The sequence below is a fragment of the Cellulomonas hominis genome, from assembly GCF_014201095.1.
Lineage (GTDB): Bacteria > Actinomycetota > Actinomycetes > Actinomycetales > Cellulomonadaceae > Cellulomonas > Cellulomonas hominis.
The window spans coordinates 1335774-1355153 of the sequence record NZ_JACHDN010000001.1; the positions used below are offsets into that span (position 1 = coordinate 1335774).

Here is a 19380-nt window from a genome sequence, read left to right on the forward strand (position 1 = left end):
GCAGGTCGACGACGTCGCCCTCGCCGTCAGATTCGAGCAGCGAGACCACGGCCAGGCCGATCGTCGAGCGGTCCGTCGCGGAGACCTCGACGTTCACGCCGAACGGCGTCAGGCGCACCCGCCGCAGGAACGGGTCGTCCTTGTCGCGGGACGCGTGCGGGATGACCGCCTGCAGCGCGGCGCGCAGGTCCGCGAGGTCCACGATGAGCGAGCTCACGCCGCACCGCCGTCCGTGGCGTCCTGCGCCTCGACCTCGACCGGGTGCGGGTTGGTGAGGTCGGTCGGGATGACGACGGTGGCCTCGGGGCGCAGCGGCTCGAACGCCGCGGCGGGGATGCGCAGGGTCACCTTCACCGTGACCGTGCCGGGCCGGGGCTTCGCGGGTCGCTTCGCCGTCGTGGCGACGACGGCGGCCGACCGGGCGGTGCCGTCGTGGCGACCCGTCTCGAAGCTATACCCGCGGTCACGGGGCTCGACCTGCAGGTAGACCGGGACGTCGATCGTGCCGTCGGCGCTCACGCCGCACCGCCGACAGGCTCGGCCTCAGCGGCCGGCAGAGCCGGGATGACCTGGCCGCGAGTGATCAGGTTGTACAGGCGCTGCACCCACCGGGCGTCGCCCATCGCCGTGTGCCGCTCGGACTCCGGCGCAGGCGGCAGACCGACCGCGCGGGACAGCGCCTCGGACGACCACGGGGTGTCGAGCTGCCAGGGCTCCACGACCTGGCGCACCGGCCGAGCGTCCGCGAAGGTCGCCACGTCGACGGTCGTCGCCGGCAGGACGCCCGGGCCGTCGAACGGGACCTCGCCGAACCAGCCGTACAGGTACCCGGCCGCGAGCGTCGCGACGTCGATCGGCCGGTAGTGCCACGCCGGAGTCAGCCCGTGGTGCCGGAGCATCGAGGCGAGGACGCGCGTGTCGAACCCGGGGTTCGAGCCGACCACGATCGCGCCGCGGGTCCACCGCTCGACCAGCCGCGCGACCTCCCGCTCGGGGGCCACGACGACCGAGCGCTCGTGCCGCGCGGCCGCGAGCGCCGGGGTCCTCATCGGGACGCGCGGGTCCTTCGGGGTGTCGGCGTAGCGGGGGTGCCGCTCGTAGAAGCGGCCGATCGCGAGGGCCTGGGCGTCGGCGCGGCTGAGGTCGACGTCGGCGACGTACAGGGTGATGCCGCGCCCGACGCGGGTGACGTCGTCAGGCTCGACGCGGATGATCGCGATCTCCCACGCGCGGCGGTCGTCCGCGAGGGAGGTCGTCTCGGTGTCGACGAACACCAGGGGTGCGGTCATGGGTCAGTGCTCCTCGTCGTCGGGGTGGAGGTCGTTGCGGTGCAGCTCGAACGCCGCGGTGGTGAACAGGCCGGCGCAGCGGCAGCGGATGAGGTCGAGGTCCGCGGCGCCGGGCTCGACGGACGGGAACGACTCGACGCGGGCGAGCTGGTGCTCGGGGCCGCCGGTCGGGGCGAGCAGCAGGCCGGGCAGGTCCAGCAGGGGCACGACGGCGCGGGGGTCGAGGCCGACGGGCAGGAGGGCGGTCATGCCGTGGCCTCCCCGAAGTCCAGGCCGAGGCCCATCTGGATCGGCTTGGACAGCCGCCCGACGATCAGCGGCAGGTAGTCGGCCTCGCGCTCGATCGCGATGCACCGGAACCCCTCGACGACGCACGCCTCAGCGGTCGTCCCCGACCCGGCGAACGGCTCGAGCACCACGCCGCCCGGCGGGGTGACGAGGCGGACGAGCCAGCGCATCAGGTCCAGCGGCTTCACCGTGGGGTGCATGACCTCGCCGGCGCGCGGCCGCTCCGACGTCGAGGCCTTCGCCTCGTACCGGAACACCGGGAAGAAGCGGGACGCGCCGCCGGAGTCGCCGTAGGTGTCGGCGCGGACCGCGTCGGGGGCCATGTCGGCGTAGACCTGCCCCTGGCGGCCCTTGCGGGCCTGGCCGGCGTGCATCTTCCCGGAGGTGAGCACGCCCGTCTGCCGGTCGAGCTCGGCGGCCTGGTCGTCGTCGAGCACGACGTTCGTGGGCCAGCGGCCGATCGGGTTCGACTCGCTCGCTGTGAGGTTGGTCCCCTTCCCCCCGCCGAGGATCGCGTTCGGGGTCCGAGGCGGACGCGAGCGGTCCTCGGTGGTCGCGACTCGGCACGCGTCGATGTTCAGCGCCCCCGTGCCGTGGGCGAGCACGTTCGCCGCGACCGTGCCGGCGAGCGGCTTGCGGGCCACGACGATCGGCTCGAACGACGGCTTGAGGGCGGTGCCCCAGCCCTGCCAGGCCTCGGCGGCGGGGTTCGTGGCGCCGGGGCGATCCCTGTCGTCTCCCAGCGTCGCGAGGAAGCGATCACGGACGCCCTCGTTGCGGCCCCGCGACTCGGCCTTGGCCGCCTCCCGCTCCGCGATCACCTGCTCGACCCACGCCGGGACCTCCGGCAGGAGACCGCGCATCTTCTCGAACAGGGGCGCCGTCGGGATCGCGGGCTGTGCGCCGGCGGTGAGGTAGTGCGTGCCCATCACCGTGCCGGTCGCCTCGTCGAGCTGGCGCGCCGAGAGGCCGGTGGTGCGCATCCACTCGGTGAACCGGTACTCCTCGACCAGGCGCGAGTCCTGCGAACGCTCGATCGCCTTGGCGACGTCCAGCGACTTCGGGAATCCCGACCCGTACAGCCACGCGATCGAGTCCCGGATCTCGAACCCGGCATCCTCGACCGCCGCGGCGAGCCGGTGCCACGTGCGAGAACCGCCGAACGCGAGGAAGTGACCGCCCGGCTTGAGCACCCGCAAGCACTCGGTGGCCCATGCCTCGCACCACCGCTGGAAGTTCCGCATCGCGTGCTGCGACAGGTCGTAGCGGCCGGCGTCCATCGCGCCGGTGTCGCCGCTCTGCGCGCGGTCACGTCCGGCCTCACGGGCATGGACGGCCGGCTGGCCGTTGCGCCGCTGCGACCCGAACTCCCCGGGCTGGTCCCAGGCCTTGCCCATGAACGCGATGCCGTAGGGCGGGTCCGTCACGACCGCGTCGACGCTCGCGTCGGGGAGCTCGCGCAGGACGTCGAGGCAGTCGCCGTGGTGGAGCGTGACGTGCTCGTCGGCGAAGTACGGGGCGGTCATGCAGGCACCCCCTCAAGCTGCGCGAGGAGCGCGAGAAGGTCGAGCGGCTCGTCGTCAGCCACGGGGGCGGCGGCGAGGGGGAACGCGCGGAGCACTGCGTCGGCGAGTGCGCGCGTGAGGCGATTCGACTCGGCGTACCAGGGGTCAGCGAGCGCGCGCTGGTGCTCGAAGTAGGCGTCGGAGTAGGCGGCCGGGTCCGCTGGGGGCTCGAACTTCGGGTACGACGTGTAGGCGTGCTCGGCGCTCGCCCGGCGCGCGGCGGCGATCTCCGCCATCACGGAAGCCGGGACCGACGCCCGGTAGGCACGGATGCTCGCCCAGGTGATGGTCTCCGCCGCCACGAACGCCGCGGGCTCCGGCTCGATCTTCCCGATCGCGACCCCGCGCTTTCCGACCTGAAAGAAGGTGCGGCCGTCGTCGGCGATCCCCGAGCGGAGCGACCGGACGTGCCCGCCGAGCCAGCTCGCTCGGACGTGGTCAATGCCGGCGTCGTCGAGCAGCATCCATGCGAGCATCCAGCCCGGGCCGATGGTGTCGAGCAGCAGCGCCTGCTCGCGGCGCGTCAGGGCGGTCATCGGGTCACCGCCATCTGGGCGTAGCGGCGTCCGTTCGAGCGAACGGGACTCGACCCGGCGCGAAGGGGAGCGCCGTCGTGGCAGCATCCCGATCCGTGATCGAACCACTCGTCTCCGGAGCCGTGCCGATCCTCATCGCGCTCGCCGGACTGCTCGTCAGGCGCTACAGCCCGAGCAAGCCTGCAGGGCACCGCGAGCTGCTCGACCAGACGCCGCCGGGGCGAGGACACGAAGCGCTCGCGCTGCAACTCCAGATCGATGCACTCGAGGCGGTCCGTGACGCGCAGCCGACCGCTCGCAGAATGCGGCGGGCGAGTCGGATCCTTCAGATCACCGCGATGATCAATCTCGTGGTCATCGGTGCCGTGCTGGTCTACCTCCTCCTGACGGGAGAGACGCAGGCCGAGGCGCCCGACGGCGCGCGCATGATCATGGGCGTGTCGATGGGGACCTATCTCGCCGTGTTCGCCCTGTTCGGCTTCGAGGTCCGCGCGGCTCGCAAGGATCACGACTACACCAAGGTTCTGGCCTGGATCGTCGTGCTGCGGCGCAAGCTCGGTGAGGCGCCGGAGGCAGTCCCGCAACCGAGCGCGCGACACCGGTGGTGGTGGCGGCGCTGAGGCCTTCGCGGCATTCACCAGGTCACCTCCGGGGTGTGGCGCGACGGGCAGGTCGCGAAGTGGGTCATGGCGGGGCGCTCGTGGGGCATGAGCGGGTGGTCGGTGGTGATCGGCCGGCAGGTGGTGCCCGCGATCGGAAGGGCGTGCGACGGGCGCTGGACGGCGGTCGCCGGGTCGTAGGTCGGGTCGAGCGGGATGCGCCTGCGGCCGGACCGGGAGGGGAGCTCGGGGATGACGAGCACCAGCACGACCTCGGCGCCGCACGACGCGCACCGGGTCCGCTGGCCCTTCACGACGCGCCGCCGGTGGCCGGGTCGGCGTCGGGGCTGGTGCGGCGGTAGACGCAGACCGTCGCGCGCTTCGCGGACCCGCCGGTCGACGGGACGCGCTCGGGGTACCGCTGACCCCACGCCGAGATCGTCGACAACTCGATGAGCCCGGCCGACTTCGCCGCCGAGATCAGGCCGCCTCGCATCGCGTTCGGGACGTCGGCCGCGTCGAGGCGGTGCCTGATGTCGTTCACCGTGAACCGGGTCCGGGGCGGGATCGACTCGATGACGTGAAGGAACCGGGCCGCCGGGGTGTCGCCGGTCAGGTCGAGAAGCGTCGTCTCGACGACGGCCGCGCGGCTCGCGGTCGCGGCGCTCACGGCCGACCCCGCGTCCGCTCGGCGTGCGACGCCACCACGAGCGCGACGGCGACGACCACCAGCGCCGGCGGCAGGACCGCGCCGTCGAGCGACGGCGTCGGGTCCAGCACGACCCAGACCACCAGCGCGAGCGCAGCCACGAGGCACACGACGAGTACGCGGATCACCGGGTCACCGCCAGCACGAACACGACGCCGACCGACACGAGCGCCACGAGCGCGACGGCGCGGACCGCCACCTTCACGCCCGGGCGGGACGCGGCGGGCTCACGGGGCTCCGCGGCGGGCAGCGCCCAGTCGCGGTGGTAGCTCGGGAACTCGTGGCTCATCGGACACCCCTGGCGAGGTAGGCGGGCAGGGAGAAGTCGGCGGCGGCGAGGTCGCGCTCGAGCTGCTCGACGTAGGACACGGCGCGGTGCCGCGGGTGGCGCGAGACCGGCCCGCCTCCGGCCCGCTCCGCCAGCGCGTCCAGCAGCGGCAGCACCCGGATCTCGACCGCGGCGAGGACGACGTCGACCACCGCGGCGAGGGCGCGTGCCGGCCACGAGCGGGCACGCAGCGCCGCGCGGTCACGCCGGGCCGGGGCGGCCGCAGGGGGAAGGACCTCCCCGGCCCAGCGCGTCAGGGGGGCGGTCACGACGACCGCCGAGGGTGCAGCTGCTCGAACGGCGTCGCGAGGTAGCGGGCCTCGGCGGCGCGCTGCCGCGAGTCGAGCTCGGCGAACGCCATCGCGTCGACGATCGCGTCGAGGGTGCTCCCGCCGTAGGCGTCGCCGAGCAGCGCGCGGGCCGCGTCGCGGGCCGCCCAGTCCATCGCCCGGCCGAACGTCACCATCGGGTGCTCACGGCGCTCGCCGCGGCGACGGCGCGACTCCGCGATGTGCCGCGCCGCCCGGGCCCGGGCGGCGGGCACGAGGGCGTCCTGCGGCCACACCGCGGCCTGCAGGGCCGGGGCGCTCATGCCGCCACCGCCGGGGTGCGGGCGACACGTGCGGCGTCCATGCGCGCGGCGCGCTCGATCGACAGGGGCGGGATCGGCGGCACGTGCTCGCCGCGAGCGCGGCGCGCCCGGGCGTCGCGGACCGCGGCCAGGTGCTCGACGATCGACTCGAACGACGGGCCGCCGCGCCAGAGCGCGGCGCGCGCGGCGTCCTCGATCGAGAGGGCGTCCTGCTCGCGGACGATCGCCGAGAATCGGGCGTCGGCGCGGGCGATCACCTCGTCGCGCGTGGGGCGGCCCGGCGCCGCGGACGCCGGACGGCGGCTCACGACGCCGCCTTGGTGGAGGCGCAGGCGGCCTCGGCCCGGAGGACGAAGGTCGACGCCGTCAGGCCGAACACCTGGGCGACCGCGTCGAGCTCGGCCGGGGCGAAGGGGATGCGGCCGCTGACCTTCGCGGTGAGGGAGGCGCGGCGGGCGCCGATCTGCTCGGCGACGTCGCGGAGCGTGATGTCCGGCTTGCGGCGGGCGATCTCGGCGCGAACCTCCGCGGCGACCGCCGCGTCCAGAGCCCTGGACCTGGATGGGTTCATCTGCATGGCGGACAGAATGAACCCATCCAGGTCCAGGCGTCAAGGTGGTTGCGCCCGTGAACCCAAATGGGTACGTTCTGGCACGTGGCTACATCCGCTAAGCCGATCCGGGACCTCGACCGCGAGGTCGCGTTCCTGCTGCTCGCAGCAGCCGAGAAGTCCGGCATGAACCGGCGCACCATGGCCGCGAGCGCCGAGATGTCCATGAACCGCCTGGGCAAGATCCTTCGGCAGGAGCCGCCGCCGGCGAGCATCGGCGAGTTCGGCGCGATCGCCCAGGTGCTCGGCCTGTCACTCGGAGAGGTCATGCGCGAGGCGGAGCGGCGGATCGAGGAGCGCGCGGCGGCCGGGGCCACCGTGCTGCCGTTCGGTCGCGGGCGCTCCGAGGATGACGAGATCGACAAGCTCATCACGCTGAACCCGGCGGCGTCGGACCCGGCTGAGGGGTACGACCCGGACGCCGAGGTCGAGGCGCAGCAGGACCAGCCTTAGTGGTCGTTCAGGGGGCGGTGTCGTGATGGAGGAGCTGCTTGCCCTCGCGACGGAGCGAGGGGTGCGGGTCGCGTGGCGGGACCTCGGCCGGCGCGCCGGTGAGTACCACTCGAGCGGGCTGATCCTGCTCAACCCTCGCCGGACCGAGACCGTCCAGCGCGTCACGCTCGCGCACGAGCTCGGGCACGCGCACTACGGGCACACCTGGACCGATGACCCGCGCGAGCACGAGCACCGCGAGCGCCTGGCGGACCGGCACGGGGCGCGGCTGCTGATCTCGCCGTCGGCCTACGCCGCGGCGGAGCGGCTGGTCGGTCCGCACCCGGGGGCGCTGGCGCGCGAGCTCGGGGTGACGGCGAGCGTCGTCGAGACGTGGCGTGCGGACGCGCTCCGGGCCGGGATCCCGACGCAGCGAGGGCGGGATCTGCGTGTCGCGGGCTGATGCCCGGCTTCGGGCGGTGCCGGAGCGCGCCGAGCGGGCGCTGCTCCTCATCCGGGTGTCCAAGGAACGCGAGGGGATGATCGCGCCGGAGCTCCAGCGCGACGCGACGCGCGAGCACTGCGCCCGGCGCGGGTACGAGGTCGTGGACACGATCGAGGGGATCGACGAGTCCGGGTCGCGGGCTCGGTCCGCGTGGTGGCCGCGGCTCGACGCCGCGATCGCGCGCGTCGTGGCGGGCGAGGTCGACGTCATCGTCGTCTGGGAGCTGTCTCGCACCGCGCGCAACCGGCTGCGGTGGGCGGTCGCGCTCGACCAGGTCGAGGCCGCGGGCGGGCGGATCGAGTCGGCCACCGAGCCGATCGACCAGACGACGGCGGCGGGCCGGTTTCAGCGCGGCATGCTCGCCGAGATGCACGCCTACCGGGCCGAGGCCATCGGCGAGGGATGGAAGGCCACGATCGCCCGCCGGCGCCGGGCCGGGCTGCCGCACTCGGGCGGGCAGCGCTTCGGGTACCGGCCGGGCGACGACGGCCGGTTCGAGCCCGACCCCGAGACCGCGCCGATCCTGGCGGAGGCCTACCGCCGGTACTCCGCCGGCGCGGGGCTGCGGGCGCTGTGCACGTGGCTCACCGCGCTCGGCATCCGCACGAGCCGCGGCGGGCTGTACTCGCACGACACCCTGGGCCGGATGCTCGACAGCGGCTTCGGCGCCGGGCTGCTGCGCGTGCACGACCCGGACTGCACCGACCGGCACCCCGCGGGGACCGACGTCGGCCGCTGCCCGCAGCGGACCTACCTGCCCGGCGCGCACACGGCGGTCATCGACACCGCGACGTGGGACGCCTACCTCGACGCCCGGGCCGACCGGACCACCATCGCACCGCGGCACCGGCGCGCCTCTACGCCGTTGTCCGGGGTCGCCCGCTGCGGAGCGTGCGGGTACACACTGACCTACGAGCGGGAGAAGACCCGCAAGCGGGGGACCCAGGCGCCCAGGTTCTCGTGCCTGCGCGCGGGCTGCCGGCGCTCGTCCGTCAGGTACTCCGTGGCCGAGGCCGCCGTCGTGGCGTGGCTCTCGACCGTCGAGGCGCAGATGGGTGCCGCGTCCGCGAGCGCCGAGCAGTCGTCCGCCGCGGCGCAGGTGCAGGCGGAGCGGGCGGCACGGGCGGTCACGGACGCCGCCCGCGCGCTGGCGCAGCTCACCGTGGACCACGCGCGGCGGATCGTGCCGACGTCCGCCTACGAGGCGGCGCGCGACGCGCTCGTCGCCGAGCAGAGCGCCGCGCAGGCCACCCTCGAGCGGCTCATCCGGCGCGCCTCCGCGAGCGCGGATCACGCCATGGCGGCGGCGCGCCTGCTCGAGACGTGGGGGTCGGCGCCGGCCGAGGACCTCGCGCCGATGCTGCGCGGTCTGTGCACGGTGTGGGTCGTCCGGCGCGAAGGCGCGCGCGGGTGCGACGTGCGCATCGTCGGGGCGTGGGAGCCGAGCCCGGAACCGACGCGGCCCATCCCCCGGGACTAGATACCGAGGTTGCGCGCGTGCACGGTGGTGCAGCCGCCGTCGTGCCCCGTGTTGAGCGCCCCGAGGACCTCGCGGACCTCGGCGCCGCGGCACTCCCCGAGGACCACCCGGTCGGGGCGCATCCGCAGCGACTCCCGCACCAGGTCGGCGAGGTCCACGCCGCCGGCACCCTCGACGTTCGGGCGCCGGGCGAGCAGCCGGACGACGTGCGGGTGCCGGGGTGCGAGCTCGCCGGCCTCCTCGACGCAGACGATGCGCTCCCCGGGGTCGGCGCACGACAGCAGGGTGGACAGGAGCGTGGTCTTCCCGGTCCCGGTCGCCCCGGAGACCAGCAGGTTCGCGCGGGCGCGCACCAGGCGGCGCAGGACGTCCGCGACCTGCGGCGCCAGCATGCCGCTGCCGACGAGCTCGCCGAGCGTGAAGGCGCGGTGCCGCACGACCCGCAGCGACAGCAGCGTGCAGCCGTCGGCCACGGGCGGCAGCACCGCGTGCAGCCGGGTGCCGTCAGGCAGCCGGGCGTCGGCGGCCGGTCGCGCGTCGTCGAGCCGCTGACCGCCCGCGGCCGCGAGCCGCACGGCCAGCTCGCGGACCCGCGCCGCGTCGCCCAGGTCGACCGGGACGCGCACCAGCCGCCCGGCACGCTCCGCCCAGACCTCGCCCGGTCCGTTCACGAGGACGTCGGTCACCTCGGGGTCGTCGAGCAGCTGTTGCAGGGGTCCGGCGCCCAGGATCTCCGCGCGGACGGCCGGCTCCACCTCCGCGAGCGCCGCGCTGCCGAGCACCCGGCCGCTGTCCCGCAGGGCTGCCGCGACCCGCTCGGCCGTCACGGGGCCGCCCTCCTCCGCGAGCCGGCGGCGGACCAGCCCGGCGAGGCCGAGCACGTCGAGCGCGCCGGGTGCACCGGGCGTCCCGGGCCCCGCGGTCACCGCGGTCACCGCGGTCACCGCAGACGCTCCGCGATCCGGCCGACCTCGCGCGCGACGGCCCCCGGCAGCACGGGGCCCACGCCGCGGTCGACCGCCTCACCCAGCCCGCGCACCCACGGCAGCGACCCGACGACCCGCAGCCCCAGCGCCGCGCCCACCTCGTCCGGGCCGAGACCGCCCGGAGCCGGACCGCGCGCCACGAGCCCGACGCCCGCCACCCGGTCCGCGAGGGCGTCACGCACCAGCCGCGCGCCGGCGACCGCCGGCACGTCGCGGGGCGTCACGAGCAGCACGCTCCGGCACGCGGCCAGGGGCGCCCGCGCGCCCGGACCGTCGCCCCCCGCCAGCACGGCGGTCCGGTCCAGGTCGACCACGACCGAGGCGTAGGCCCGCGCGAGCGCCGCGAGGACGTCGGGCAGGGCGTCCGCGGGCGCCGGGCCGGGCCGGTCGTCGTCGGTCGGCAGGACGGCGCACCGGCCCCAGCGCATGAGGTTCCCGGCGAGCAGCGCGGGGTCGACCGCCCCGCGCGCGCCCGTGAGGTCGGGCCAGCGCAGCCCGGGATGCGCCTCCAGGCCGAGCACCGTGTCGAGCGACGGGCCCGGGCCCGCCTCCACCAGGACCGTCGGCCGGCGACGGGCGAGCGACCGCGCGAGCACGGCGGCCAGCGTGGTCGCCCCGGCACCGCCGCGGGCGCCCACCACCCCGACGACGCCCACGCCGTCGGCACCGCGGACGCCGCCGGTGCGCGGGGCGTCGTCGCCCGGCGAGCGGTCGTCGCCCAGGCGGCGGTCCCCGCCGGGTGGGCCGTCCGCTCGCGGTGGTCCGTCCCCGCCCGAACGGCCGTCCGGGCGCAGCACGCCGCCCCGGACCGGCCGGTGGTCCCCCGCGGGTCCTGCGCCGTGCCGCCCTCCGCCCGCGCTCCGCCGTCCTCCGCCCGACGCCCCGCGTCCGTCCCGCATCCGCCGCCTCCTCGTCCCGTCGACCACGCTCCCCGCGCCGACCCCGCCCGGCCGGTCCACCACCGCCCCGACCCTCGCCCGCCCCCGCATCCCCCACCAGCCGCGGCGCCCCGCCCCTGGGGACCGCGCACGCCCGGCGCGCCTGTGGAGGAGTCGGTGCCCGCTCCCCGAGCGGGCAGGCGGCCCGCGGCTCGTTACGCTCGACCCAGGAGGCCCCGTCCCGATGACCGACACCCCCGCCGCGCCGGACACCCCCGGACCGCCGGCCACGCCCGACGACGCGCGCCCGCCGCTGCGGCCGGCCGCGTTCTTCGACCTGGACAAGACCGTCATCGCCACGTCGGCGGCGACGGCGTTCGCGCGCCCGTTCCTGGTGGGCGGCCTGCTGAGCCGCCGGGCGATGGTGCGGTCGGCGGGGGCGCAGATCGCGTTCCTGCTCGGGTCGGCCACGGAGGGCCGCACGGAGCGGGTGCGGGCGCAGCTGTCCGCGATGGTGACCGGCTGGGACGTCGAGCGGGTGTCCGCGATCGTGGCCGAGAGCCTGCACGAGGCCATCGACGCGGTGCTGTACGCGGAGGCGCTCGACCTGGTGGCGGAGCACCACGCGGCCGGGCACGACGTGGTCGTCGTCTCGGCGTCGAGCGACGAGCTGGTGCGGCCGATCGCCGGGCTCATCGGGGCGGACGAGGTGATCTCGTCCCGGATGGCGGTGGCCGACGGGCGGTACACCGGCGAGATCGCGTTCTACGCGTACGGCGAGGCCAAGGCGGAGGCGATGCGGGACCTCGCGCGCCGGCGCGGGTACGACCTGGCGGCGTCCTCGGCGTACACCGACTCGGCCACCGACGCCCCGATGCTCGCCGCCGTGGGCCATCCCTTCGTGGTGAACCCGGACCGGGCGCTGCGCCGGATGGCGGCGGAGCGCGGCTGGTCGACGGTGACGTTCCGGCGGCAGGTGCTGGTGCGGGCGCGGCGACGGCCGGTCCGGCTCCGCCAGCTGACGGGCGCCGCAGGCCCGCGCGCCGAGCTCGCCGCGGCCGTGGCGCTGGCCCTGGTCGTCGGCGCGCTCGCCGGCGCCTGGTGGTTCCGGCGCCGTCCGGCCTGACGTCGCCGGCCCGCCACCACCAGGACAAACGTCGCATTCCGCCCGGCGGCGGTCCGGGTCGCGGACTCGGTTCTCACGATGCGGTCGGACCGGCCCGCCCACCTGGGAGTTCGCCGCCCGCTCTTCCCCCACCCGAGGCGCTGGGGTGTGATGGGGAGCACAACTGAACGACCCGAGGGAACCCACGCGCGATCCGTCCACGCATAGGACGCGTCGAACGGGCTCGATCCCGCATCGACTGACCATGTGCACGCCTGATAACCCTCGCGGTCGTCCCGTTCGGCGACGGCGTCCCCCACCGGGCGCCGTCGTCCGTGTCCGGGGTCCGCCACGGACCGGACCACGTCCTCGCCCGGCGCCCGCGGCGACTACCCTCCGACGGGTGACCTCGCCGGACGACCAGCGCCCCCCGGGGCGTCCCCGGGCGCCCGACCTGGAGGAGCGCGCGCTGGCGGCGGTGCTCGACGTCTTCGGTGAGAAGGGCTGGACCGGCCTGACGATCGCCGAGGTCGCGTCGCGCGCGCGGGTCGGCAAGTCGTCGCTGTACCTGCGGTGGCCGAACAAGGCCGCGATGCTCGCCGACGCGCTGCGCCAGGTGCAGGCGGAGCCCGCCGACCAGCCCACCGACCCCACGGCGGACCCCGCAGCCGCCCCCGACCCCGCCCCCGCGGCCGCCCCCGACGCCGCCCCCGCGGCCGCCGACGACGCCGCCACCGACCCCGCCGACTCCCTCCGCGACTACCTCGTCGCCCACGCCCAGCGCCGCGCCGACCTCTACCTCGGCAAGGACGGCCTGGCGATGCTCCGCCTCTACGTCGAGGCGCGCGCGTTCCCGGTCCCGCTCGCGGACGTCCGGCACGAGGCGATCACGCGGTTCGTGCTGAGCGAGCGGCAGCGCGTCGAGCGGGCGATCCGCGAGGGGGAGCTCCCGCCGGGGACGTCGGCCGTGCACCTGCTGGACGCCATCGAGGGCTCGGTGCTCATGCACGTCCTGGTCACGCCGCCGCACCTGCTCGACCGGGTCCGCTCGACGATGCCGGCGTACCTCGAGCGCATGGTGGACCTGCAGCTCGCCGCCGCCACGGCACCCGCGGCGGCGGCGAGCGGAGCCCCCGAGCCCGCACCCCGGGCTCAGCCCTCCCGGAACCGCACCCCGAACCCGCCGCGCGGGTAGCGCCAGGTGAGCGCCCCGGGCGCCGCGACCGCCAGGCACGTCCCGCACTCCAGGCACGCGGCGTACTCGACGTCGATCTGCCCGTCCCGCTCCGAGTACACCCCGGCGGGGCAGACGGCGATGATCCGCTTCCCCGTGCCGGTGGTCCGGCAGAGCTCCTGGTCGACGACGATGTGGGACTCCTCCTCGTCGACCTCGTACCGGTTGGCCCCGAGCCGCTCCGGGATCGTCTGCGCCTTCACAGGGCACGCACCCCCGCCCATCCGTCGCTGAGCACCGTCCGGATCCCGATCCCGGACCGCCCGAGGGCCGTCCGGGCGACCGCCGCGAGGTGCTTGCGCGGCGTGGTGTCGAGGCTGAACACGTCGTGGAACAGGTCGGCGGCGAGCTCGCCGTACGCCCCGTACATCCGGGGGCGCTCGAGGAACTTCGGCGCCTTGGCGTAGGTGCGCAGGTCGCGCCCGACGAAGCCCTCGTCGAGCCGCCGGCGGTAGCCCGCGAGCCCGGCGGCGGTGACGTCGCCGGCGCCGATGGCCTCGGCGACGGCGTCACCGGCGGCGATCCCGGACCCGATGGCGAGGTCCATCCCCCGGACCGTGAGGCCCGAGTTGATGGTGAGCCCCGCGGCGTCGCCGACGACGACCAGGCCGTCGGTCGCGAGCGTGCCGAGCATCGCCAGCCCGCCCTCCGCCACGAGGTGCGAGCCGTACTCGACGACCTCGCCGCCCCGCAGGTACGGGGCGAGCCCCGGGTGCTCGAGCAGGTGCTCGAAGATCCCGGCGGCGGTGTGCCCGGAGGCCACGAGGTCGTCGAGGCGCAGCACGACCCCGACCGACAGCGACTCGGCGTTCGTGTAGAGGAACGCCCCGCCGCCGACGCCGCGCGTGCAGTCCCCGACCAGCGCGTGCGCGGCGCCTTCGTCGCCGGTGAGCCCGAACCGGTCCTCGATGACGGTGCGGGGCAGCCGGACGACCGCCTTCACGCCGACCGCGAGGTGGTTCAGCGGCTCCTTCGCGCGCAGCCCGGCCTCCCGGGCGAGGAACGAGTTGACCCCGTCCGCCGCCACGACGACGCGGGCGCGCAGCTCGTCCTCCCCGGCCCGCACGCCCAGCACGCGCACCGAGCCGGGCGTCGACCCGGGCTCGGTGAGCAGCTGGTCGACCCGGACCCCGGGCATGAGGTAGGCCCCGGCCTCCTCGGCACGCTCCGCGAGCCACGGGTCGAACTTCGCCCGCAGGACCGTGACGGCGTTCACCGGCTCGGCGAGCCGCTGCGATGCGTAGTCGAGCGACACCGCCGAGTCCGGGGTGAGGAACGTCGTCACGTGCCGGGTGATCCGGCGCTCGACGGGCGCCTGGTCGGCGAACCCGGGCAGCACCTGGTCCAGGACGCGCCCGTACAGCACGCCGCCGGACAGGTTCTTGGACCCGGGCGCCTCGCCGCGCTCGATCAGCGCGACGGACAGGCCGGCGGACGCCAGCCGGTGCGCGGCGACGGAGCCGGCCGGGCCGGCCCCCACCACCACGACGTCGAAGTCGGGATCGTCGGCCATGCTGCTCAGGCCTCCAGGGCCGCGGCGAGCGCGGGCAGCACGGCGTAGAGGTCCCCGACGACGCCGTGGTCGCACTGCGCGAAGATCGGCGCGTCCGCGTCGGAGTTGATCGCGACGACGACCTTCGCGCCCGCGACGCCGACCATGTGCTGCACCTGGCCCGAGATGCCGGCGGCGACGTACAGGTCCGGGGCGACGTGCTGGCCGGAGATGCCGATGTAGCGGTCCTTGGTCAGCCAGTCGTGGCCCTCCGCGAGCGGCCGCGAGCAGGCGACCTCCCCGCCCAGCGCCGCGGCCAGCCGCTCGACGACGGCCAGGTCCTCGCGCGCCTTCAGCCCGCGGCCGATGCCGACGACGACCCGTGCCCCGCCGAGGTCGACGGCGGCGCGGCCGGAGGCCCGCTCCTCGCGGACCCGCACGGCGGCGGCCGGCGCCGTGGTGACGACCTCCTCGACCGGCACCGCGGACGCCGGGGCGGCGACCCCGCCCGGTGCGACCGTCACCACGGCGGGCCCACCCGTGACCCGCTCGGTGCGGACCGCGATGCCGCCGTGCACGTCCCGGCGCACCTCCACGGCGTCGCCGGCGATGCCCACCTCGGTCGCGCCGGTCAGCACGGGCGCGCCGCACCGCGCGGCCACCGCTCCCGCGAGCGCCCGGCCCGCGTCCCGCGTGGCGGCCACGACCAGCCGCGGCGCGGCTCCCGCGACCACCTCGGCGACCGCGGCAGCCTGCGCCTCGACCGGCACCCCGTCGCCGGGCTCGCCCAGCCACAGCACCCGGTCGACGCCGGACGCGGCGACCGCGTCGGCCACCGCCCGCGTCCCGGCGACCACGGCCACGACCGCCTCGCCGTGCGACGCGGCGGCGCGGGCCACCGCGACAGGGCCCGCAACCGCCACGTCGCCGTCCACCAGCACCAGGACGTCCTGCGTGCTCTCGTTCATCGTCTCTGCTCCTTCTCGCCGGGGGCCGGCGGTCACAGCGCGCCGGCGGCGCGCAGGGCGTCGACCAGCTCGGCGGCCGCGGCGGCCGGGTCGGCGGTGGTGATGACGTGCCGGCCGCGCGCGCTGGGCGCGGGCCGGGCGGTGCCGACGATCTCGGCGACGGCTGCCGGCGCCGGCACGTCGAGGCCGGCGAGCGGCAGCACGTCGGTGGGCTTCTTGGCGGCGCCGAGGATGTCCTTCATCCCCGGGACGCGCGGGACGACGGCGTCGGCGGCGACCGCGAGCACGGCCGGGCCGGACACGTCGAGCACCTGCACGCCGCGGTCGGTGGCGCGCTCGACCACGAGCCCGCCGTCGGCGGCCTGCACGTCGCAGACCCCGCCGAGGGCGGGCCAGCCGAGGAACCCGGCCAGCGTCATCGGCACCTGCCGGTCGCCGTTGTCGACGGACTCCGGCCCGGTGAGCACGACGTCCGCGTCGCCGATCGACCGGACCGCCGCGGCGAGCGCCGCCGCCGTCCCGGTGCTGCCGGACCCGGCCAGCGCGTCGTCGGCGACGAGGACCAGGTGGTCCGCGCCGCGGGACAGCATCGCCTTGCGGGCCAGCGGGGTGTCGGCCGCGGCCGGCCCGACGGACAGGGCGACGACCTCGCCGCCGGTGGCGTCCGCGAGCCGGCGGGCCACCTCGAAGGCGACCGGGTCGTGCTCGCTGACGGCGCTCTTGGACCGGCTCCAGTCGACGGTGCCGTCCGGGCGCACCTCGGCGTCCTGGGGGTTCGGCGCCCACTTGCAGGCGACGACGATCTTCATGGGGTTCTCCTCCGGGCGGGGGGTCAGGGCTGGGGGCGCGGGGCGCTCAGCTGTGGTCCTTGACGATCTGCCGGCCGGCGATGTGCACCATGATCTCGTCGGTGCCGCCGCCGAACCGGTGGCCGCGGATGTCCCGCCACAGGCGCGAGACGCGGGTGCCGACCGTGACGCCGACGCCGCCGAACACCTGCATCGCCTCGTCGGCGACCTCGAACGCGGCCATCGCGCAGTACCGCTTGCACATGGCGCCCTGGCTCTTCAGCGGGACGTCCTGGTCGAGCATCCAGGCGGTGCGCAGCACGAAGTTCCGCATGTTCTCGACCTTGATGGCCATGTCCGTGAGCTTCTGCTGGATCAGCTGGAACTGGCCGATCGGCTTGCCGAACTGCACGCGCTGGGCGGCGTACGTCGCGGCGTCCTCGTAGGCGCACTCGGCCAGGCCCCAGCACTGCGAGGCGATGACGAGGCGCTCCATCTCGAAGTTCCGCATGAGCTGCTTGAAGCCGGCGCCCTTGACGCCGACCAGGCAGGACTCGGGCAGCGTGACGTCGTCGAGGAAGATCTCGCAGGAGTCGGAGATGTGCCAGACGATCTTCTCCAGCCGGTTCGTCGACAGGCCGGGCGCGTCCATCGGCACCAGGTACATCGAGATCGCCTCGCGCGGGTTCGCGACGGCCGGGTCCTTCGCCATGAGCAGCAGGTACTTCGACTGCAGGGCGTTGGTGATCAGCGTCTTGGTGCCGTTGAAGGTCACCATGCCGTCGTGGTGCACCGCGGTGCACGCCATGGCGGCGTTGTCCGAGCCGGCGCCGGGCTCGGTGAACCCGAGCGCGAACGGCACGTCGCCGGAGGCCAGCAGGCCGAGGATCTCCTGCTTCTGCTCCTCGGAGCCGAACTCGAGGATGTCCATCGCCTGCAGCAGCTCGAGGCCGTAGCCGTTGTTCAGCCCCTGCCGGGCCACCCGCGCGGCGAGCAGCACGAGCGTCGTGGCGTCGACGGGGGTGCCGCCGTACTCCTCGGGGAAGCCGAGCGACGCGAAGCCGGCCTCGTGCAGGGCCTTGCGGAACGCCGTCGGCGGCGTGTGCGTCGCGTCGAGCTCCGCGATGTACGACTCGGGGCACTCGCGCTCGAGCAGGTCGTCGAGGCTCGAGAGCAGGAGCTCCTGCTCGTCCGTCAGGCCGAAGTCCATGGTGCTGCACCCTCCTGGTGGTGGCGCCGGCGCGCGTCGTCGCGACCGGGGCGGGCGGGGCGGTGGTCGCCCGCGCTGCACCATCGTGCGGCGGCCTCCGGCGCCCGTCCGGGGACGATGGTCCCAATTTCCGACTGTCCGAGTCCGAAATAGTCGGCGCAGCAGTTCACCGCCGACGAAGGAGTCCGCTCGTGGCCCAGATCATCACCGCCGAGGAAGCCGCCGCCCTGATCCCGGACGGCGCCACCGTCGCCCTGTCCGGCTTCGGCCTGTCCTGCGTCAACGAGGAGACGATGGCCGCCGTCGAGCGCCGCTTCCTCGCCACGGGCGCCCCGCACGGCCTGCACGTCGTGCACGCGAGCGCCGTCGGGAACCGGCGCGACAAGGGCATGAGCCACTGGGGCCACCGCGGCCTGGTCCGGCGCTGGATGGGCGGCATCGCGATCGCCTCCCCCGCGTTCGCGCAGCTCATCTCCGAGGACGCGGTCGAGGCGTACAACCTCCCGCAGGGCGTGATCACCCAGCTCTACCGGGAGATCGCCGCGCACCGCCCCGGCGTCATCACCAAGGTCGGGCTCGGCACCTTCGTCGACCCGCGGGTCGAGGGCGCGCGGATGTCGGCGTGCACCACCGAGGACTACGTCCAGGTCGTCGAGCTCGCCGGCGAGGAGTGGCTGTTCTACCCGTCGTTCCCGATCCAGGTCGGCCTGATCCGCGGGACCGTCGCCGACACGCACGGCAACCTCACCCTGAGCAAGGAGGGCCTCAAGATGGAGGTCCTGCCGATCGCCCAGGCCGTGCACAACTCGGGCGGCATCGTCATCGCGCAGGTCGAGTCCGTCGCCGAGGCCGGCTCGCTCGACCCGAACGACGTCAAGGTCCCGGGCCTGCTGGTCGACTACCTCGTCGTCTCCGAGCCGGAGAACCACTTCCAGACCGAGAACACGCACTACAACCCGTCGTTCTCCGGCCAGCTGCGCGTCCCGCTGTCGTCCGTCGCGTCCATCCCGCTCGGCGAGCGCAAGGTGATCGCCCGGCGCGCGGCCATGGAGCTGCGCCGCGGCGCGGTCCTCAACCTCGGCGTCGGCATCCCGTGCGACGTCGGCTCGGTCACCGCGGAGGAGGGCGTCAGCGACGTCATCCTCGGGACCACCGAGGCCGGCGCGGTCGGCGGCGTGCCCGCCGGGCTCAAGGACTTCGGCCACGCCTGGAACCCCGAGGCGCTGGTCGACCACCACGCGCAGTTCGACTTCTACGACGGCGGCGGCCTCGACGTCGCCGTGCTCGGCCTCGCGCAGACCGACGCGCACGGCAACGTCAACGTGTCGAAGTTCGGCAGCCGGGTCGCGGGCTGCGGCGGGTTCATCAACATCTCGCAGTCGGCCCGCACGCTCGTGTTCGCCGGCACCTTCACCGCCGGCGGCCTGGAGACCGAGGTGGTCGACGGCACGCTGCGGATCGTCACCGAGGGCCGGGCGCGCAAGTTCCTCGCCGACGTCGAGCAGATCACCTTCTCCGGCGCCGTCGCGACCCGGGCCGGCCAGCGCGTGCGGTACGTGACCGAGCGCGCCGTCCTCGAGCTGCGGGACGGCCGGATGACCGTGACCGAGATCGCGCCGGGGATCGACCTGCAGCGCGACGTGCTCGACCTCATGGACTTCGTGCCCGACGTCGCCCCCGACCTGCGGACCATGCCCGCCGGGCTGTTCACCGAGAAGTGGGGCGGGCTCGCCGACCTCGTCGGCTGACCCGCCTCCCGCACCACCCGCACCACCTCTCCCGCGTC

The 19380-nt window shown here is 75.4% G+C and carries 27 protein-coding genes; 7 read left to right on the forward strand and 20 right to left on the reverse strand.

Annotated features, from left to right (window positions below; translation table 11 throughout):
• Nucleotides 1-213: 213 nt before the first annotated feature.
• From HNR08_RS06330 to HNR08_RS06350, 5 genes are read right to left on the reverse strand one after another with little or no spacing between them, the layout of a single operon-like run.
• A complete protein-coding gene (locus HNR08_RS06330; RefSeq protein ID WP_146838522.1) occupies nt 214-519 on the reverse strand; it encodes a hypothetical protein in 306 nt (101 codons plus the stop codon).
• The gene (locus HNR08_RS06335) at nt 516-1289 is read right to left on the reverse strand and encodes a 3'-5' exonuclease family protein (RefSeq protein WP_146838524.1); all 774 of its coding nucleotides are present in this window, start codon (nt 1287-1289) and stop codon (nt 516-518) included. The genes HNR08_RS06330 and HNR08_RS06335 overlap by 4 nt, the downstream gene beginning before the upstream one ends.
• Before the next feature lie 3 nt (nt 1290-1292).
• The gene (locus tag HNR08_RS06340) at nt 1293-1538 is read right to left on the reverse strand and encodes a hypothetical protein (RefSeq protein ID WP_146838526.1); all 246 of its coding nucleotides are present in this window, start codon (nt 1536-1538) and stop codon (nt 1293-1295) included.
• Nucleotides 1535-3103 carry a DNA-methyltransferase gene (locus HNR08_RS06345; RefSeq protein ID WP_146838528.1) on the reverse strand — a complete coding sequence of 523 codons (1569 nt, stop codon included), beginning with the start codon at nt 3101-3103 and terminating at the stop codon, nt 1535-1537. The genes HNR08_RS06340 and HNR08_RS06345 overlap by 4 nt, the downstream gene beginning before the upstream one ends.
• Nucleotides 3100-3678 (reverse strand): hypothetical protein, encoded by a 579-nt coding sequence (locus tag HNR08_RS06350; RefSeq protein WP_146838530.1) that lies wholly within the window; start codon nt 3676-3678, stop codon nt 3100-3102. The genes HNR08_RS06345 and HNR08_RS06350 overlap by 4 nt, the downstream gene beginning before the upstream one ends.
• 95 nt (nt 3679-3773) lie before the next feature.
• On the opposite strand from HNR08_RS06350, the gene HNR08_RS06355 reads away from it, so the two are divergent.
• On the forward strand, nt 3774-4298 hold the full coding sequence (locus tag HNR08_RS06355) for a hypothetical protein (RefSeq protein ID WP_146838532.1): 525 nt from the start codon (nt 3774-3776) through the stop codon (nt 4296-4298).
• Nucleotides 4299-4312: 14 nt separating this feature from the next.
• Here HNR08_RS06355 and HNR08_RS06360 read toward each other — a convergent pair whose 3' ends face one another.
• From HNR08_RS06360 to HNR08_RS06395, 8 genes are read right to left on the reverse strand one after another with little or no spacing between them, the layout of a single operon-like run.
• The gene (locus HNR08_RS06360; RefSeq protein WP_146838534.1) at nt 4313-4591 is read right to left on the reverse strand and encodes a hypothetical protein; all 279 of its coding nucleotides are present in this window, start codon (nt 4589-4591) and stop codon (nt 4313-4315) included.
• Complete coding sequence (locus HNR08_RS06365) at nt 4588-4947, reverse strand: hypothetical protein (RefSeq protein WP_146838536.1); 360 nt, start codon at nt 4945-4947, stop codon at nt 4588-4590. Before HNR08_RS06365 ends, HNR08_RS06360 begins: the two co-directional genes overlap by 4 nt.
• Nucleotides 4944-5114, reverse strand: a complete 171-nt coding sequence (locus tag HNR08_RS06370) for a hypothetical protein (RefSeq protein ID WP_183834876.1) — start codon at nt 5112-5114, stop codon at nt 4944-4946. The genes HNR08_RS06365 and HNR08_RS06370 overlap by 4 nt, the downstream gene beginning before the upstream one ends.
• Nucleotides 5111-5275 carry a hypothetical protein gene (locus tag HNR08_RS06375; RefSeq protein ID WP_183834878.1) on the reverse strand — a complete coding sequence of 55 codons (165 nt, stop codon included), beginning with the start codon at nt 5273-5275 and terminating at the stop codon, nt 5111-5113. Before HNR08_RS06375 ends, HNR08_RS06370 begins: the two co-directional genes overlap by 4 nt.
• The gene (locus tag HNR08_RS06380) at nt 5272-5583 is read right to left on the reverse strand and encodes a hypothetical protein (protein ID WP_146838538.1); all 312 of its coding nucleotides are present in this window, start codon (nt 5581-5583) and stop codon (nt 5272-5274) included. The genes HNR08_RS06375 and HNR08_RS06380 overlap by 4 nt, the downstream gene beginning before the upstream one ends.
• Nucleotides 5580-5906, reverse strand: a complete 327-nt coding sequence (locus HNR08_RS06385) for a hypothetical protein (RefSeq protein ID WP_146838540.1) — start codon at nt 5904-5906, stop codon at nt 5580-5582. The genes HNR08_RS06380 and HNR08_RS06385 overlap by 4 nt, the downstream gene beginning before the upstream one ends.
• Nucleotides 5903-6214 carry a hypothetical protein gene (locus tag HNR08_RS06390; protein WP_146838542.1) on the reverse strand — a complete coding sequence of 104 codons (312 nt, stop codon included), beginning with the start codon at nt 6212-6214 and terminating at the stop codon, nt 5903-5905. The genes HNR08_RS06385 and HNR08_RS06390 overlap by 4 nt, the downstream gene beginning before the upstream one ends.
• Nucleotides 6211-6483 (reverse strand): helix-turn-helix domain-containing protein, encoded by a 273-nt coding sequence (locus HNR08_RS06395; protein ID WP_146838544.1) that lies wholly within the window; start codon nt 6481-6483, stop codon nt 6211-6213. Before HNR08_RS06395 ends, HNR08_RS06390 begins: the two co-directional genes overlap by 4 nt.
• A 78-nt stretch (nt 6484-6561) precedes the next feature.
• On the opposite strand from HNR08_RS06395, the gene HNR08_RS06400 reads away from it, so the two are divergent.
• From HNR08_RS06400 to HNR08_RS06410, 3 genes are read left to right on the forward strand one after another with little or no spacing between them, the layout of a single operon-like run.
• Nucleotides 6562-6969, forward strand: a complete 408-nt coding sequence (locus tag HNR08_RS06400) for a hypothetical protein (protein WP_146838546.1) — start codon at nt 6562-6564, stop codon at nt 6967-6969.
• A 25-nt stretch (nt 6970-6994) separates the two neighbouring features.
• On the forward strand, nt 6995-7411 hold the full coding sequence (locus HNR08_RS06405; protein ID WP_146838548.1) for an ImmA/IrrE family metallo-endopeptidase: 417 nt from the start codon (nt 6995-6997) through the stop codon (nt 7409-7411).
• Nucleotides 7412-7427: 16 nt separating this feature from the next.
• Nucleotides 7428-8933, forward strand: a complete 1506-nt coding sequence (locus HNR08_RS06410) for a recombinase family protein (RefSeq protein WP_146838550.1) — start codon at nt 7428-7430, stop codon at nt 8931-8933.
• Here the strand turns inward: HNR08_RS06410 and HNR08_RS06415 are convergent.
• The gene (locus HNR08_RS06415; protein ID WP_338075782.1) at nt 8930-9877 is read right to left on the reverse strand and encodes a TadA family conjugal transfer-associated ATPase; all 948 of its coding nucleotides are present in this window, start codon (nt 9875-9877) and stop codon (nt 8930-8932) included. The two genes, HNR08_RS06410 and HNR08_RS06415, sit on opposite strands and share 4 nt — an antisense overlap.
• Nucleotides 9874-10575 (reverse strand): CpaE-like family protein, encoded by a 702-nt coding sequence (locus tag HNR08_RS06420; RefSeq protein WP_146840379.1) that lies wholly within the window; start codon nt 10573-10575, stop codon nt 9874-9876. The genes HNR08_RS06415 and HNR08_RS06420 overlap by 4 nt, the downstream gene beginning before the upstream one ends.
• A 466-nt stretch (nt 10576-11041) precedes the next feature.
• On the opposite strand from HNR08_RS06420, the gene HNR08_RS06425 reads away from it, so the two are divergent.
• A complete protein-coding gene (locus tag HNR08_RS06425) occupies nt 11042-11923 on the forward strand; it encodes an HAD family hydrolase (RefSeq protein ID WP_146840380.1) in 882 nt (293 codons plus the stop codon).
• 382 nt (nt 11924-12305) lie between these two features.
• On the forward strand, nt 12306-13097 hold the full coding sequence (locus HNR08_RS22255) for a TetR/AcrR family transcriptional regulator (RefSeq protein ID WP_221286318.1): 792 nt from the start codon (nt 12306-12308) through the stop codon (nt 13095-13097).
• Here HNR08_RS22255 and HNR08_RS06435 read toward each other — a convergent pair.
• Genes HNR08_RS06435 through HNR08_RS06455 form a run of 5 tightly spaced genes read right to left on the reverse strand, consistent with a single transcriptional unit; the run spans nt 13055 to nt 17594 of the window.
• The gene (locus HNR08_RS06435; RefSeq protein WP_210737440.1) at nt 13055-13339 is read right to left on the reverse strand and encodes a ferredoxin family protein; all 285 of its coding nucleotides are present in this window, start codon (nt 13337-13339) and stop codon (nt 13055-13057) included. The two genes, HNR08_RS22255 and HNR08_RS06435, sit on opposite strands and share 43 nt — an antisense overlap.
• Nucleotides 13336-14649 (reverse strand): FAD-dependent oxidoreductase, encoded by a 1314-nt coding sequence (locus HNR08_RS06440; RefSeq protein ID WP_146840382.1) that lies wholly within the window; start codon nt 14647-14649, stop codon nt 13336-13338. Before HNR08_RS06440 ends, HNR08_RS06435 begins: the two co-directional genes overlap by 4 nt.
• Before the next feature lie 5 nt (nt 14650-14654).
• Nucleotides 14655-15596: an electron transfer flavoprotein subunit alpha/FixB family protein gene (locus HNR08_RS06445; protein WP_146840383.1), complete on the reverse strand. Its 942-nt coding sequence runs from the start codon at nt 15594-15596 to the stop codon at nt 14655-14657.
• A 32-nt stretch (nt 15597-15628) separates the two neighbouring features.
• Nucleotides 15629-16405: an electron transfer flavoprotein subunit beta/FixA family protein gene (locus tag HNR08_RS06450; RefSeq protein ID WP_146840384.1), complete on the reverse strand. Its 777-nt coding sequence runs from the start codon at nt 16403-16405 to the stop codon at nt 15629-15631.
• Nucleotides 16406-16451: 46 nt separating this feature from the next.
• Nucleotides 16452-17594 (reverse strand): acyl-CoA dehydrogenase family protein, encoded by a 1143-nt coding sequence (locus HNR08_RS06455; RefSeq protein WP_146840385.1) that lies wholly within the window; start codon nt 17592-17594, stop codon nt 16452-16454.
• Between the two features lie 191 nt (nt 17595-17785).
• Here HNR08_RS06455 and HNR08_RS06460 point away from each other — a divergent pair, with 191 nt between their 5' ends.
• Nucleotides 17786-19342 carry an acyl CoA:acetate/3-ketoacid CoA transferase gene (locus tag HNR08_RS06460; protein ID WP_146840386.1) on the forward strand — a complete coding sequence of 519 codons (1557 nt, stop codon included), beginning with the start codon at nt 17786-17788 and terminating at the stop codon, nt 19340-19342.
• Nucleotides 19343-19380 lie beyond the last annotated feature (38 nt).

Coding starts and splice junctions, on each gene's coding strand:
- HNR08_RS06335 (WP_146838524.1), bottom strand. CDS start 1,289: ATGACCGCACCCCTGGTGTTCGTCGACACCGAGACGACCTCCCTCGCG.
- HNR08_RS06340 (WP_146838526.1), bottom strand. CDS start 1,538: ATGACCGCCCTCCTGCCCGTCGGCCTCGACCCCCGCGCCGTCGTGCCC.
- HNR08_RS06345 (WP_146838528.1), bottom strand. CDS start 3,103: ATGACCGCCCCGTACTTCGCCGACGAGCACGTCACGCTCCACCACGGC.
- HNR08_RS06350 (WP_146838530.1), bottom strand. CDS start 3,678: ATGACCGCCCTGACGCGCCGCGAGCAGGCGCTGCTGCTCGACACCATC.
- HNR08_RS06375 (WP_183834878.1), bottom strand. CDS start 5,275: ATGAGCCACGAGTTCCCGAGCTACCACCGCGACTGGGCGCTGCCCGCC.
- HNR08_RS06385 (WP_146838540.1), bottom strand. CDS start 5,906: ATGAGCGCCCCGGCCCTGCAGGCCGCGGTGTGGCCGCAGGACGCCCTC.
- HNR08_RS06395 (WP_146838544.1), bottom strand. CDS start 6,483: ATGCAGATGAACCCATCCAGGTCCAGGGCTCTGGACGCGGCGGTCGCC.
- HNR08_RS06405 (WP_146838548.1), top strand. CDS start 6,995: ATGGAGGAGCTGCTTGCCCTCGCGACGGAGCGAGGGGTGCGGGTCGCG.
- HNR08_RS06425 (WP_146840380.1), top strand. CDS start 11,042: ATGACCGACACCCCCGCCGCGCCGGACACCCCCGGACCGCCGGCCACG.
- HNR08_RS06440 (WP_146840382.1), bottom strand. CDS start 14,649: ATGGCCGACGATCCCGACTTCGACGTCGTGGTGGTGGGGGCCGGCCCG.
- HNR08_RS06445 (WP_146840383.1), bottom strand. CDS start 15,596: ATGAACGAGAGCACGCAGGACGTCCTGGTGCTGGTGGACGGCGACGTG.
- HNR08_RS06450 (WP_146840384.1), bottom strand. CDS start 16,405: ATGAAGATCGTCGTCGCCTGCAAGTGGGCGCCGAACCCCCAGGACGCC.
- HNR08_RS06455 (WP_146840385.1), bottom strand. CDS start 17,594: ATGGACTTCGGCCTGACGGACGAGCAGGAGCTCCTGCTCTCGAGCCTC.